The organism is Acinetobacter sp. ANC_7513, assembly GCF_056779915.1.
Genome location: NZ_JBWYIW010000011.1, coordinates 89,349 through 101,969, shown reverse-complemented (window position 1 = coordinate 101,969; position 12,621 = coordinate 89,349). Strand labels below are relative to the sequence as shown.

Below are 12,621 nucleotides of genomic sequence, written 5' to 3'. Positions count from 1 at the left end.
TCGCTTTATTTCAAAGACTCTATTGTTTCACCACCACTAATTTTTTTTGTACAAATTCATGAAAACCTAAATCTGCCAGTTCATGACCATAACCAGAATTCTTTATGCCACCAAATGGTAATTCTGGAGCAGTATCCGTTAACCAATTGATCCACACCATTCCTGTTTCAATTCTCGAAGCTAATTTTTTTGCACGTTCTATGTCTTGAGAGTGAATGACACCTCCAAGACCATAATTAGAGTCATTGGCGATTTCAACGATCTCATCCTCATTTTCCGCAACATAAATCTGAGCAACTGGCCCAAAGAATTCTTCGTACCAAGCTTCATTATCTCGACTAATATTTTCTAAAATTGTCGGCTCATAGAAATAACCATCATGTTCAATTGCTTTGCCACCGATAACCAAAGTTGCACCCTGCTGAACTGCTTTATCCACTTGTTTAATCAAGTTTTTAAGCGCACTTTCCGATGAGAGTGGTCCCAATGTTGTACTACGGTCTAATGGGTCGCCAATTTTGAGTGCTTTAAATGCTTCAACCAAACCTATTCTAAACTGATCAGCGATGTCTTTATGCAAAATAAATCGTTTTGCTGCAGTACACACCTGCCCTGTATTATTTACACGCGCTTTACAACCAATCTCAATCGCTTTATTTAAGTCCGCATCATCCAACACAATAAAGACATCATTCCCACCCAATTCAAGCGTAGACTTTTTAATGTGTTTGCCTGCTTGCGCAGCGACCGCACTACCTGCTCCTTCTGAACCAGTTAATGCAACACCGCGCACACGTTTGTCTGCAATAATATCTGCGACTTGATCGGTATTGATAAATAGATTGGTCCAAACACCTTTAGGTGCTCCTGCCTCTAACACAAGATTTTCAAATGCTTCTGCACATTGCGGAACGATACCTGCATGTTTGGCCAATACAGGATTTCCAATACCACAGTTTGGTGCAAATACACGGACCAATTGATAAAATGGGAAATTCCATGGTTCGACAGCCATGATAATACCTAATGGATGATGTTCCACCCAAGCTTCACCTAACTCAGTTTTATAGGGGACTGATTTCAGAAATTGTTCGGTATTTTTTGCATAGTACTCAGCAATTTGAGCACAAGATTCTATTTCACTTTCACTTTGCTCAATGAGCTTACCCATATCTAAAGTAATGAGCTTGGCTAATTCACTCTTTTTTTCTCTAAATAATTCTGCCAAACGTTGTAAAACTTTTACGCGCTCATCTACATTTTTGACCCATTCCGATTTAAGAATAGATTCGGCTGAATCCAAAGCACGATCAATATCTTGTTGTTGGTGTGATGGATATTCTTTGTATACAGTATTGGTAAATGGGTTAATGGATTGATAACTCATAATTCTTCCCTTCATGCCAATAAATTTATTAATGCTTTGGATCAAAACAATCCTTCATTATCAAACATGAAAATAATTTATTACCCTCATGCTTACTTATCCAAGCTATCATTAAAATCTTTGAAAAAGGATGAATATTACACAATCTCTCAGTCTGTTACTTAACTATTGAATTTCAGATAACATTCATAAAAAAACCACCCTTACAGGTGGTTTTTCAATCTTGAACTGTCTTTTATTGAGCGAGGTTTTTGATTTGATTTAGCATTATGAAATTAATTTTTTTTCTCAGAAAACGAATTAGTGATTTTAAATCATGTGTTTTTCTAAAAAAGTTCGGATTTTCAATTAACTGATACATGAAATAAAATGCTAGAAAAAACTTAGAAATATCTGAAATGAAATGTAAATTTCCTTGTGTCAAATTAGATATTGCTAAACACATAAAAAAAACTAACTGTAACATTAGTACAATTATTGAAATTATTTTTATGACAGGATTATCCACAATAGAATCATTGATTGTTTTCATTGTAAAACCCTTAACTTATTATCAGTAAATTATGTTTAGCACAAGTTTTTCAAACTTACAATAACCCATAAAAAAACCACCCTTTCGGGTGGTTTTTCAATCTCGAACCCTCTCTTATTGAGCGCGGTTTTTGATTTTGCGGATGGTTTCCAACTGTGCAGCTGTTTCTGCAAGCGCAGCCAAAGCAGCAGCAGCGTCCAAATCGCTCTTTTGATTTGCTAACAAAGTTTCAGCATTTTTACGTGCTTCAACGATTGCAGCTTCATCTAAATTTTCTGCACGGACTGCAGTATCTGCAAGAACCGTAACAACGTGCGGTTGAACTTCAAGAACACCACCAGATACATAGATTAATTCTTCTGTACCATTCTCCAACTGAACGCGAATCGCGCCCGGTTGAAGTAAAGTTACTAGTGGAGCATGGCCAGGCATAATACCTAACTCACCACCAGCACCTTTAGCAATTAGCATAGTTACAGTGCCTGAGTACAAAGACTCTTTAACACTTACAACGTCACATTGCATAGTCGCCATGAGAACCTCCTAAATTAGGTAGCTAATTAAAGTTTCTCGGCTTTAGCAATAACTTCGTCAATACCACCAACCATATAGAACGCTTGTTCTGGGATGTGATCGTATTCACCAGCTAGAAGACCTTTAAAGCCACGAATAGTTTCTTTAAGCGGTACAAGTTTACCAGGAGCACCAGTAAACACTTCTGCTACGTGGAACGGTTGAGAGAAGAAACGTTGGATCTTACGTGCACGGTATACAGTAAGCTTGTCTTCTTCTGACAATTCGTCCATACCAAGAATTGCGATAATGTCTTTCAATTCTTTATAACGTTGAAGAACGTTTTGAACTGAACGAGCGATTTCGTAATGCTCAGTACCAACAACTAATGGATCTAATTGACGTGAAGTAGAGTCAAGTGGATCGATCGCAGGGTAAATACCTTGTGAAGCGATGTCACGGCTCAATACAACTGTCGCATCTAAGTGAGCGAACGTAGTCGCTGGAGATGGATCCGTTAAGTCATCGGCAGGTACGTATACAGCTTGGATAGATGTAATCGAACCAGACTTAGTAGAAGTAATACGTTCTTGAAGAACACCCATCTCTTCTGCGAGTGTCGGTTGGTAACCTACTGCAGATGGCATACGGCCTAGAAGTGCTGATACTTCAGTACCTGCTAGTGTATAACGGTAGATGTTGTCTACGAACAATAATACGTCACGGCCTTTACCGTTTTCGTCTTTTTGATCACGGAAGTACTCAGCCATAGTAAGACCAGTTAACGCTACGCGTAAACGGTTACCTGGTGGCTCGTTCATCTGACCGTAAACCATTGCTACTTTGTCAAGAACGTTAGAGTCTTTCATCTCGTGATAGAAGTCGTTACCTTCACGAGTACGCTCACCAACACCAGCGAATACAGATAAACCTGAGTGCGCTTTAGCGATGTTGTTGATCAACTCCATCATGTTTACAGTTTTACCAACACCGGCACCACCGAACAGACCAACTTTACCACCTTTAGCGAACGGGCAAAGTAAGTCAATGACTTTAATACCAGTTTCTAAAAGGTCAGTAGAAGCAGCTTGTTCTGCATAAGAAGGCGCTTGACGGTGAATCGGTAAACGCTCTTCAGTTGCAACAGGACCAGCTTCATCGATCGGGCGACCAAGAACGTCCATGATACGACCAAGCGTCGCTGGACCAACTGGTACAGAGATCGGAGCGTTAGTGTTAGTTACGTTCAAACCACGCTTAAGACCTTCTGTAGATCCCATCGCAATTGTACGTACAACGCCGTCACCAAGTTGTTGCTGAACTTCTAATGTAGTTTCAGTGCCATCAACCTGAAGAGCGTCATAGATCTTAGGAACACTGTTGCGTTCAAACTCGACGTCGATAACCGCGCCGATGATCTGAATGATACGACCGCTACTCATTGCTGTCTCCTCAATTCAAAATAATGTTAAACGGCAGCGGCACCACCAACGATCTCAGAAATTTCCTGAGTAATCGCGGCTTGACGCAGCTTGTTATAAATAAGTTGTAGGTTCTTGATCAATTCACCCGCGTTATCCGTTGCAGCTTTCATTGCAACCATACGAGCAGATTGCTCACACGCGATGTTTTCGATCACACCTTGGTATACCACAGACTCGATATAACGAACCAATAAACCATTTAAAAGCTCTTCAGCTTCTGGTTCATAAATATAATCCCAACCGTATTGGCGGTTAAGAGTCTTGTCATCTTCAGCAGCTGCTAAAGGAACAAGTTGTTCGATTTTTTGATTTTGAGTCATGGCATTCACAAAGCCGTTAGACACCAAATAAATGCGATCTAATTCGCCTTTATCGTATGCATCCAACATGACTTGTACAGAACCAGACAACTGTTCAAGACTTGGAGTGTCACCCACTTGAGTGGTTGCACCAAGTACTTTACCGCCGTAGTTTTTAAAAAACGAAACCGCTTTTTGACCAATCAAAGCAAATTGAACTTCAATTGACTGCTCTTGTTGCTGTTGAACGTGTTTTACCACTTTCTTGAACAAGTTAATGTTCAAACCACCAGCAAGACCGCGATCTGATGACACGATGATATAGCCAACGCGCTTAACTGGGCGTTCAACCATATAACGATGTTTATATTCAGGGTTCGCTTGTACTAAATGAGCAATTACACGGTGCATATTTTCGGCATACGGACGGCCCTGAGCCATGCGCTCTTGCGCACGACGCATCTTAGAAGCTGCTACCATCTGCATCGCGCGAGTAATTTTCTGCGTGCTTTTGATACTAGCTACTTTGGCGCGAATTTCTTTTAAATTTGCCATACGCTTAACCTAGTATTCGAAGGCCCTTTCGAGCCCTCGAAGGTTGATTCCGTGAACCAAACCGACACTAAATTTCAACAGTTTGAAAATTAGTAAGTTTGAGTCGCTTTAAAGCTTTCAATACCAGCTTTGAATGCTGCTTCGATGTCTTTGTTCCAATCACCAGTTTCATCGATCTGTTGCATTAACGCAGCATGTTCAGAACGGAAGTAAGAAATTAATGCAGCATCAAAGTCTACAATTTTCTTCACTTCTACGTCAGCCATGTAGCCTTCGTTAGATGCATATACAGACACAGCTTGGTCAGCAATTGAATATGGAGCATATTGTTTTTGCTTCATTAATTCAGTTACACGTTGACCATGCTCAAGTTGCTTACGAGTTGCTTCATCAAGGTCAGAAGCGAACTGAGCAAACGCAGCCAATTCACGATATTGTGCTAAAGCAGTACGGATACCACCAGACAATTTTTTGATGATCTTAGTTTGAGCAGAACCACCAACACGAGATACAGAGATACCCGCGTTCACAGCAGGACGAATACCTGCGTTGAATAATGATGTTTCTAAGAAGATCTGACCATCAGTAATCGAAATTACGTTCGTTGGTACGAATGCAGATACGTCACCCGCTTGAGTTTCAATAATCGGTAATGCAGTTAATGAACCAGTTTGGCCTTTAACTTCACCGTTAGTGAATTTCTCAACATAGTCAGCAGATACACGAGAAGCACGTTCAAGTAGACGACTATGAAGATAGAATACGTCACCTGGATACGCTTCACGACCTGGTGGACGGCGTAAAAGCAATGAAATTTGACGATACGCAACTGCTTGTTTAGATAAGTCATCATAAATGATTAACGCATCTTCACCGCGGTCACGGAAGTATTCGCCCATTGTACAGCCAGAGTACGGAGCAAGGAAAAGCATTGCTGCTGGATCCGCTGCCGCAGCTGCTACAACAGTCGTATACGCCATAGCGCCAGTTTCTTCTAACTTACGTACAACGTTTGCGATAGTTGATTGTTTTTGACCAACTGCAACGTAAATACATTTAATGCCAGAATTCTTCTGTGCGATGATCGCATCGATCGCCATTGCTGTTTTACCAGTTTGACGGTCACCGATGATTAATTCACGTTGGCCACGACCAACTGGAATCATTGTATCAACTGATTTATAACCAGTTTGTACAGGCTCATCTACCGATTGACGCCAAATTACGCCTGGTGCAACTTTTTCAACTGCATCAGATAATTTTGCATCAATTGGGCCTTTACCATCAATTGGGTTACCCAAAGCATCTACTACACGGCCTAAAAGTTCTGGACCAACCGGAACTTCTAATACACGACCTGTGCAACGAGCTTTTTGACCTTCTTGAAGGCTTAAGTAGTTACCTAAAACAACGACGCCCACTGAATCCTGTTCTAGGTTCAGTGCCATACCGTATAAGCCGCCGTCGAATTCGATCATTTCACCGTACATTGCATCAGCAAGGCCGTGAATACGCACAATACCGTCGGAAACCATAACAATGGTTCCTTCGTTCTTAGCGGTCGCGCTGGTGTCCAGATCGCCGATACGCTGTTTAATGAGCGCACTGATCTCGGATGGATTCAGTTGTTGCATTGCGCTATACCTCAATCTTTATTAAGTTCAGTCTTCTTTTTACGCAATTATGCAAGAAGACGAGTCCGCATTTTTTCAAGCTTATTAAGCGCAGAATCATCTATCACTTGGTCGCCTGCACGAATAACAACACCCGCGATTAACGCTGGGTTAACTTCTACTGAAACATTTACAGCTGCGTTGAAACGTTTCTCTAACGCAGATGCAAGTAATTGCTCTTGTTCAGCAGAAAGTGGTAATGCAGATTCAATCACGACATCTACCACATTGTTATTTTGTGATTTAAGAAGTTCGTACTCTGCTTCAATCTCAGGTAACAAAGTTAAACGATCATTTTCAGCCAAAAGTGTCAAAAAGTTAGACACTTCAGCAGTTTGATCTGCACCTAAAACCTTAGCAAATAAACTTACTTGCTCCACAGGAGTAAGCTCAGGGCGACTCAAGTAAGCGGAAAATGCTTCATCTTGCACCGCAGCACTAAGCACTTGTAACACATTTGACCAATTGTCAGTTGCACCTTGCTCAGAAGCGAAAGCAAATGCTGCTTTAGCGTACGGGCGTGCTAACGTCAAGAGTTCAGCCATAATCGCCTCGCTTAAAGTTTAGCAGCCAGCTGAGTAAGCATGGCATTGTGAGCTGCTTCATCAACTTGTTGGTTCAGAATTTTCTCTGCACCAGCAACAGCAAGAGCTGCAACTTGTTGACGTAATTCTTCACGAGCAGCATTGATCTCTGTGTCAACAGCTTCTTTCGCTTGTTGACGAATACGCTCACCTTCAGCAGATGCTTGAGTACGAGCTTCTTCAACCAATTGAGCCGCACGACGGTTCGCTTGTTCGATCAATTGAGCCGCTTGTGCTTTCGCTGCATCTAATTCAGCTTTAACTTGAGCTTGCGCATCTGCAAGATCAGCTTTCGCCTTTTCAGCTGCATTTAAGCCATCAGCAATTTTACGCTGACGCTCACTAATCGCATTGATTAGTGGAGGCCAAACGAATTTCATACAGAATGCGACAAAGATCGCAAACGCAATCGCTTGACCAAACAGAGTATAGTTAATATTCATTGCTATTCCTCAAATAGTTGATTTCGGAATTTAGCTAATTAACCTACTAGGCCGATGAACGGATTTGCAAAGATAATGAACAAACCAATACCAACACCGATCATAGGCACAGCATCAAGAAGACCCGCGATTAAGAACATACGAGTTTGAAGTTGTGGAGCCAATTCTGGTTGACGAGCAACAGCTTCAAGGAAGCGACCACCTAAAAGACCAAAACCGATCGCAGTACCTAAAGCACCGAACGCGATTAAAAGAGCAGCTGCAACAGCAGATAAGCCAACTACTAAATCCATGAAAAAATCCTCAGAGGTTGAGTTTAAATCAAACAAAAAAACTTTAGCCCAACTACATAGTGTAGTCGAGCAAATATTAATTAATGCTTCTCGCTAGCCATACTCATATACACGATCGTTAACATCATGAAGATGAATGCTTGTAACGTGATAACAAGAATATGGAAGATTGCCCAAGGCACAGACAACGCCCATTGAATCCAGAACGGTAATAATGCGATCAAAATGAAGATCAATTCACCCGCATACATGTTACCGAACAAACGGAGAGCCAATGAAATTGGACGCGCGATAAAAGTTACTAATTCAAGAAGAATATTTACTGGAATTAATAATGCTTTTAAAAATGGGTTACTTGGATTGAATGGGTTAAGCGCAAATTCTGCACCGAAACCGACTAGACCTTTTTCACGGATACTATAGAAAATAGTTAACGCAAATACTGATAACGCCATACCAAGGGTTACGTTAGGGTCAGTAGAAGGAACGATTTTGAAGTAAACATGATGCGGGTCGATACCGAATAGCCCACCAATTATGTGTTGAGCTGTATAAGGAATCCAGTCAACAGGGATAAGGTCCATCAAGTTCATGAGGAAAATCCACACGAAGATGGTAAGAGCTAGAGGCGCGATTAAACGTGATTTACCATGAAAGGTATCACGAACACTTGAGTCAACAAACTCAACGATCATTTCAATTGCAGCCTGGAACTTGGTCGGAACACCAGAGTTTGCAGCTTTCGCTACTAACCAGAACAACAAACAGAAAATGACGCCAAGGCCGATTGACCAACCCATAGAATCCAAGTGAATAGCAGTGAACCCCATCTCTTTCGCTTCTTCAGCAGTCTCAGCTAACTTCCACGTACCATCTGGTGCTTTACCATAGGTCATGTTCGTTAAGTGATGCTGAATATACTCAGACGAGGTAAGGGTATGTTCTTCAGCAGCCATAAATCACACCTGGTTAATGTCAAATACAAATTAGAGTTAACGAATATCGCGTGCTGCTTGATATCTCGTTAAACATCTAAAAAACTTTTCAATTTTTCGTTGCAATTCAACTCATTTTGATAGACGCGACGCCCAAAAAGGTGCGACCCACGACATGGTCTGAACGAGTATGAAACCACAAAACAATGCGACCGCTGACAACGGTTTCACATTGATTAAAATCAAAATGAAGCCAACAATCACAATTCCAAACTTACCGAGCAACCCCCGATACATATTCGATAGAACCTGTTTCGAAGCTCTTGCACCTGCAGCTCTGAACGACTGCCATGAAAAATAACAACTGGCTAGCCAACATACGAATGCACCTAATGCTGCACTCAAAGCCGCAGTCGAGTCTTTCAAGACCCACGCTATCAAGGCTGAAACAGGTATCATACATGCTTGCAAGATGACTAAAGCTTTCGCTAATCGTCGGTCAATCAAGCGACTAGTTCGGCTCATTTATTATCCACTCACAGCAATAATGCTTGACAAGTTTAGCTGATGATTATTTTTAATCGCAGGCATTATAGAGTTACACCCCTGAACATGCAATCTTTTCCCGACCTAAGTCTGGTATTTTTAGATCGTTTATTGCTGAGCACTTATACAATTATCGGCTGTTTTTACATCACTTTTGTGCTTTTTCTACACATGCACGTACTTGTATCGCTAGAGTCTGCCATGCTGTTATAAAATTCTGGTGTTTAGCAAAACTCTCATCAACTGCGAGAAAATTCACATGACCTAGAGACTTATATTGATTCTTATTAGCTACAGTTTCAGCCAAAAGACACATCTTTTGCTGAGGGCGATGGTCTTTTAAATATTTGATTTGAGCAATTGTAGGTGCCATATGTGGGTCTTCTGTCATCGCACCAGCGAATTTTAGCAACAGCGCACGCTCCAAGTATTGGTATGCATCATGTAATGACCAATACGGCTGAACACCATGATTGAGTTTTACACTTTGTGAGGTTTTCAGCATCTCATGTGCAAAAAGTTTAGCATTACTCCAATACTTGTCTTTAAACTCAGGTTGTTGTTGTGAGCGTAATGCCGCTATAAAAAAGCCAATGCGAACTGCATTATTTGGTTCTAACCATACATGAGTATCGACAGTTCCTTTTACTACGTCCCCTCGACTATTTCTAAGCGGCAATGTTTGCAATATTCCTGTATTCAATAAGGCAACTGCTTTAGAGTTTTTCGCCAAAATACTCTCTAATGGCGCTTCATGCGCTTTACCAAGCCAAATAACCAATCCAGCATCCTGAATTAATTTACGGTGCGCAGGGGTCAGATGAACATCATGCCCTGTTTGATTTTCTAGCAACAATTTTGGTTCTTCAATACCTTGAGTGATTTCTTTTGCAATCAAATACACTGGGTGTGTCGAAACCACCAAGGGTGCTTGTGCCCAAGCCAAGGTTGTGAATAATGCTGTAAAGCATAGTGCTAGCAGACGCAACATGAAATTAATTACCACTCGAATTTTGACGTTATAATATAACAAACAGTTAAAAATGCCTATGCTGTTCGTAAGTTGCAAGGTCTCATGATACTATTTATGAGATATCCCCTTCCCTTTTCGAAGTCTTGAGGTCAGTCCATGAGCGCATGTTCACACGAACATCATGATACTTTACACGGTGTGCATGATCACCCGAATGTTGAAGCTCGTTTATTAGAAGCTGAAGCAAGCTGCGCTGCTTCAGGTGCTAAATTGACTCCGCTTCGCAAAGAAGTTTTAGAGTTAATTTTAACGGCTTCAGGCCCTATGGGCGCTTATGACTTGTTGGCGAAATTGAAAGGTAATGCTGAACGTCCAGCAGCACCTCCAACTGTTTACCGCACCCTCGATTTTTTGCTCGAAAAAGGTTTTATTCATCGTTTAACTTCAATTAATGCCTATATTCCATGTTGCCATCCTCGTGCTGGACATCAAGCCGCTTTTCTCATTTGCTCTAAATGCAATACAGTGAAAGAGGCTTCAGCTCTTGGTTTGATTCAACAACTTGATCAATTGGCTTCGTCTGATCATTTTCAGGCTCAACATAGCATTATTGAGATTTCAGGATTATGTCAGCAGTGCTCTCAGTAAGTTCTGCATTGCCATTAATTGAACTGCAGCAAATTAATGTGCGAATTGATGAAAGAGACATTTTAAAGAATGTTGACTTTCAGATTCATGACAAAGAAATTATTACCCTCATTGGTCCCAATGGGGCGGGTAAATCTACGCTTATCAAAGTGATTCTCGGAATTGTGAAGGCCAATTCTGGTCAAATTAAACATCATAAAGCTTTAAAACTTGCTTACGTCCCTCAAAAGTTCAATCCATCCCACAGCTTGCCACTTCGAGTGAAAGATTTACTTGATTTAGAAAAGTGTGATCTTGCGATTAAACAAGAAATTATTCGAGATACTGGGATCATAAAATTACAAGATTCGAAAGTCCAACAGCTGTCTGGTGGGGAACGCCAGCGTGTACTTTTAGCACGCGCTCTACTGCGTCAACCCAACTTATTGGTACTCGATGAACCGATGCAAGGTTTAGATATTCAATCTGAAGCTGAACTTTATGATTATGTTCGAAGTCTACCTGAGCGCTACGGTTGCTCGATCTTAATCGTCTCTCATGATTTGCAGTGGGTGATGCAAGGTACACAGCGTGTGGTATGCCTCAATAAACATATATGTTGTAGCGGTTTGCCTGAAAATATTCAACAAGACCCTGAGTATCAAGCTATTTTCGGCACTAATCGAGTGTTCTACCAACATCATCACGATCATTGTGCACATGGTGATACAGCAACGCCATGTCAACACGATCCTCGTCCTCATATTCATCCAGAACCGGAAGCTTAGATCATGATGGAATGGTTACAACTTCTATTACCTGCATGGATTATGGGAACATTGTTAGTGTTTCTAACTGCACCGCTTGGTTGTCTTATGTTATGGCGTCGTATGTCATTCTTTGCAGACACAATGGCGCATGGAACTCTCTTGGGTGTGGCGATTGCTGGCTTACTCACCCTCCCCTTATGGATGGGGGTTACGTTTACCGCGTTACTCTTGGTCGCAGTCCTTTGGGTATTGCATGATCCTCGCTTGCCCAACGATGCATTACTTGCGTTATGTTCAGCAACGCTGCTTTGCTCAGGACTATTGGTCATCCAACACCTCCCTGCGCTAAGACCAGAGTTGCTCAGTTATTTATTTGGCGATCTTTTAACAATATCTTGGTCCGACTTACCGACATTTGCAGTGGTGATTGTCATTGCACTCTCTGTGCTCTATAAAAGTTGGCAATCTCAAATTCAAATTGCGATTGATCCTGATATTGCAGTAAGTGAAGGTGTGAATGCGAAATGGCAGCGCCTTATTTTTATGCTGCTTCTTGCCTTATTTACAGTACTTGCGTTACGTGCAGTAGGTTCATTACTCATGGGTGCTTTATTGGTTATACCTGCATTAACCGCAAGACTTTTAGCACATTCACCTAAACACATGGTGCTATGGTCTTTTATTGTGGCTCAAGTTGGTGTGACTGTGGGCTTATGGTCGAGTGCAGGTTTAAATATTGCGACAGGTTTAAGCATTGTATTAACCATGGCAATCGTATTTGCTGTGATTTTTATCATTCAAAAATTTAAAAAAATAGCCTGATTTATTTGGGCTATTCATTAATCTTGCTTCTTTATAAAATATTTATGAAGACAGAGAAAGATATAACAAGAGAATAAAAAACCACCATAACCAATAAATTAATGAGGCCTTTTATCCATATCACATGCCAAAAGCCAAAAAAGGTCTCAGGCATAAACCAATATTCAACAATATAGAAAGGCAAC

The 12,621-nt window shown here is 41.1% G+C and carries 14 protein-coding genes; 3 read left to right on the top strand and 11 right to left on the bottom strand.

The genetic code is table 11. From position 1 onward, the window contains the following. Positions 1–19: 19 nt before the first annotated feature. From AC1M9B_RS12025 to AC1M9B_RS11975, 11 genes are all read right to left on the bottom strand, one after another. Positions 20–1,387 (bottom strand): NAD-dependent succinate-semialdehyde dehydrogenase, encoded by a 1,368-nt coding sequence (locus AC1M9B_RS12025; RefSeq protein WP_481609182.1) that lies wholly within the window; start codon positions 1,385–1,387, stop codon positions 20–22. Between the two features lie 646 nt (positions 1,388–2,033). Then, on the bottom strand, positions 2,034–2,453 hold the full coding sequence (locus AC1M9B_RS12020) for a F0F1 ATP synthase subunit epsilon (RefSeq protein WP_035268205.1): 420 nt from the start codon (positions 2,451–2,453) through the stop codon (positions 2,034–2,036). Positions 2,454–2,479: 26 nt separating this feature from the next. Further along, positions 2,480–3,874 (bottom strand): F0F1 ATP synthase subunit beta, encoded by a 1,395-nt coding sequence (gene atpD / locus AC1M9B_RS12015; protein WP_035268203.1) that lies wholly within the window; start codon positions 3,872–3,874, stop codon positions 2,480–2,482. A gap of 26 nt (positions 3,875–3,900) precedes the next feature. Beyond that, positions 3,901–4,770 (bottom strand): F0F1 ATP synthase subunit gamma, encoded by an 870-nt coding sequence (atpG, locus tag AC1M9B_RS12010; RefSeq protein ID WP_035268202.1) that lies wholly within the window; start codon positions 4,768–4,770, stop codon positions 3,901–3,903. 89 nt (positions 4,771–4,859) lie between these two features. Then, positions 4,860–6,404, bottom strand: a complete 1,545-nt coding sequence (gene atpA, locus AC1M9B_RS12005; protein WP_035268197.1) for a F0F1 ATP synthase subunit alpha — start codon at positions 6,402–6,404, stop codon at positions 4,860–4,862. A 47-nt stretch (positions 6,405–6,451) separates the two neighbouring features. Further along, positions 6,452–6,988 carry a F0F1 ATP synthase subunit delta gene (locus AC1M9B_RS12000; protein ID WP_035268194.1) on the bottom strand — a complete coding sequence of 179 codons (537 nt, stop codon included), beginning with the start codon at positions 6,986–6,988 and terminating at the stop codon, positions 6,452–6,454. Between the two features lie 11 nt (positions 6,989–6,999). Next, on the bottom strand, positions 7,000–7,470 hold the full coding sequence (locus AC1M9B_RS11995; protein ID WP_035268191.1) for a F0F1 ATP synthase subunit B: 471 nt from the start codon (positions 7,468–7,470) through the stop codon (positions 7,000–7,002). A gap of 38 nt (positions 7,471–7,508) precedes the next feature. Beyond that, positions 7,509–7,763, bottom strand: a complete 255-nt coding sequence (gene atpE, locus AC1M9B_RS11990) for a F0F1 ATP synthase subunit C (protein ID WP_035268188.1) — start codon at positions 7,761–7,763, stop codon at positions 7,509–7,511. Positions 7,764–7,843: 80 nt separating this feature from the next. Beyond that, complete coding sequence (gene atpB, locus AC1M9B_RS11985; protein ID WP_035268181.1) at positions 7,844–8,719, bottom strand: F0F1 ATP synthase subunit A; 876 nt, start codon at positions 8,717–8,719, stop codon at positions 7,844–7,846. Between the two features lie 111 nt (positions 8,720–8,830). Continuing rightward, positions 8,831–9,223, bottom strand: a complete 393-nt coding sequence (locus AC1M9B_RS11980; RefSeq protein ID WP_035268179.1) for an ATP synthase subunit I — start codon at positions 9,221–9,223, stop codon at positions 8,831–8,833. A 169-nt stretch (positions 9,224–9,392) separates the two neighbouring features. After that, complete coding sequence (locus tag AC1M9B_RS11975) at positions 9,393–10,235, bottom strand: metal ABC transporter solute-binding protein, Zn/Mn family (protein WP_035268175.1); 843 nt, start codon at positions 10,233–10,235, stop codon at positions 9,393–9,395. A gap of 138 nt (positions 10,236–10,373) precedes the next feature. Here AC1M9B_RS11975 and AC1M9B_RS11970 point away from each other — a divergent pair, with 138 nt between their 5' ends. The 3 genes from AC1M9B_RS11970 to znuB are packed head-to-tail and all read left to right on the top strand — an operon-like array spanning position 10,374 to position 12,436. Further along, entirely contained in the window at positions 10,374–10,865 is a 492-nt protein-coding gene (locus AC1M9B_RS11970) for a transcriptional repressor (protein ID WP_035268172.1), read from the top strand. Then, on the top strand, positions 10,844–11,632 hold the full coding sequence (znuC, locus tag AC1M9B_RS11965) for a zinc ABC transporter ATP-binding protein ZnuC (protein WP_035268168.1): 789 nt from the start codon (positions 10,844–10,846) through the stop codon (positions 11,630–11,632). The genes AC1M9B_RS11970 and znuC overlap by 22 nt, the downstream gene beginning before the upstream one ends. Positions 11,633–11,635: 3 nt before the next feature. Next, complete coding sequence (gene znuB / locus AC1M9B_RS11960) at positions 11,636–12,436, top strand: zinc ABC transporter permease subunit ZnuB (RefSeq protein WP_481592430.1); 801 nt, start codon at positions 11,636–11,638, stop codon at positions 12,434–12,436. Positions 12,437–12,621 lie beyond the last annotated feature (185 nt).

Coding starts and splice junctions, on each gene's coding strand:
- AC1M9B_RS12025 (WP_481609182.1), bottom strand. CDS start 1,387: ATGAGTTATCAATCCATTAACCCATTTACCAATACTGTATACAAAGAA.
- AC1M9B_RS12020 (WP_035268205.1), bottom strand. CDS start 2,453: ATGGCGACTATGCAATGTGACGTTGTAAGTGTTAAAGAGTCTTTGTAC.
- atpD (WP_035268203.1), bottom strand. CDS start 3,874: ATGAGTAGCGGTCGTATCATTCAGATCATCGGCGCGGTTATCGACGTC.
- atpG (WP_035268202.1), bottom strand. CDS start 4,770: ATGGCAAATTTAAAAGAAATTCGCGCCAAAGTAGCTAGTATCAAAAGC.
- atpA (WP_035268197.1), bottom strand. CDS start 6,404: ATGCAACAACTGAATCCATCCGAGATCAGTGCGCTCATTAAACAGCGT.
- AC1M9B_RS12000 (WP_035268194.1), bottom strand. CDS start 6,988: ATGGCTGAACTCTTGACGTTAGCACGCCCGTACGCTAAAGCAGCATTT.
- AC1M9B_RS11995 (WP_035268191.1), bottom strand. CDS start 7,470: ATGAATATTAACTATACTCTGTTTGGTCAAGCGATTGCGTTTGCGATC.
- atpE (WP_035268188.1), bottom strand. CDS start 7,763: ATGGATTTAGTAGTTGGCTTATCTGCTGTTGCAGCTGCTCTTTTAATC.
- atpB (WP_035268181.1), bottom strand. CDS start 8,719: ATGGCTGCTGAAGAACATACCCTTACCTCGTCTGAGTATATTCAGCAT.
- AC1M9B_RS11980 (WP_035268179.1), bottom strand. CDS start 9,223: ATGAGCCGAACTAGTCGCTTGATTGACCGACGATTAGCGAAAGCTTTA.
- AC1M9B_RS11975 (WP_035268175.1), bottom strand. CDS start 10,235: ATGTTGCGTCTGCTAGCACTATGCTTTACAGCATTATTCACAACCTTG.
- AC1M9B_RS11970 (WP_035268172.1), top strand. CDS start 10,374: ATGAGCGCATGTTCACACGAACATCATGATACTTTACACGGTGTGCAT.
- znuC (WP_035268168.1), top strand. CDS start 10,844: ATGTCAGCAGTGCTCTCAGTAAGTTCTGCATTGCCATTAATTGAACTG.
- znuB (WP_481592430.1), top strand. CDS start 11,636: ATGATGGAATGGTTACAACTTCTATTACCTGCATGGATTATGGGAACA.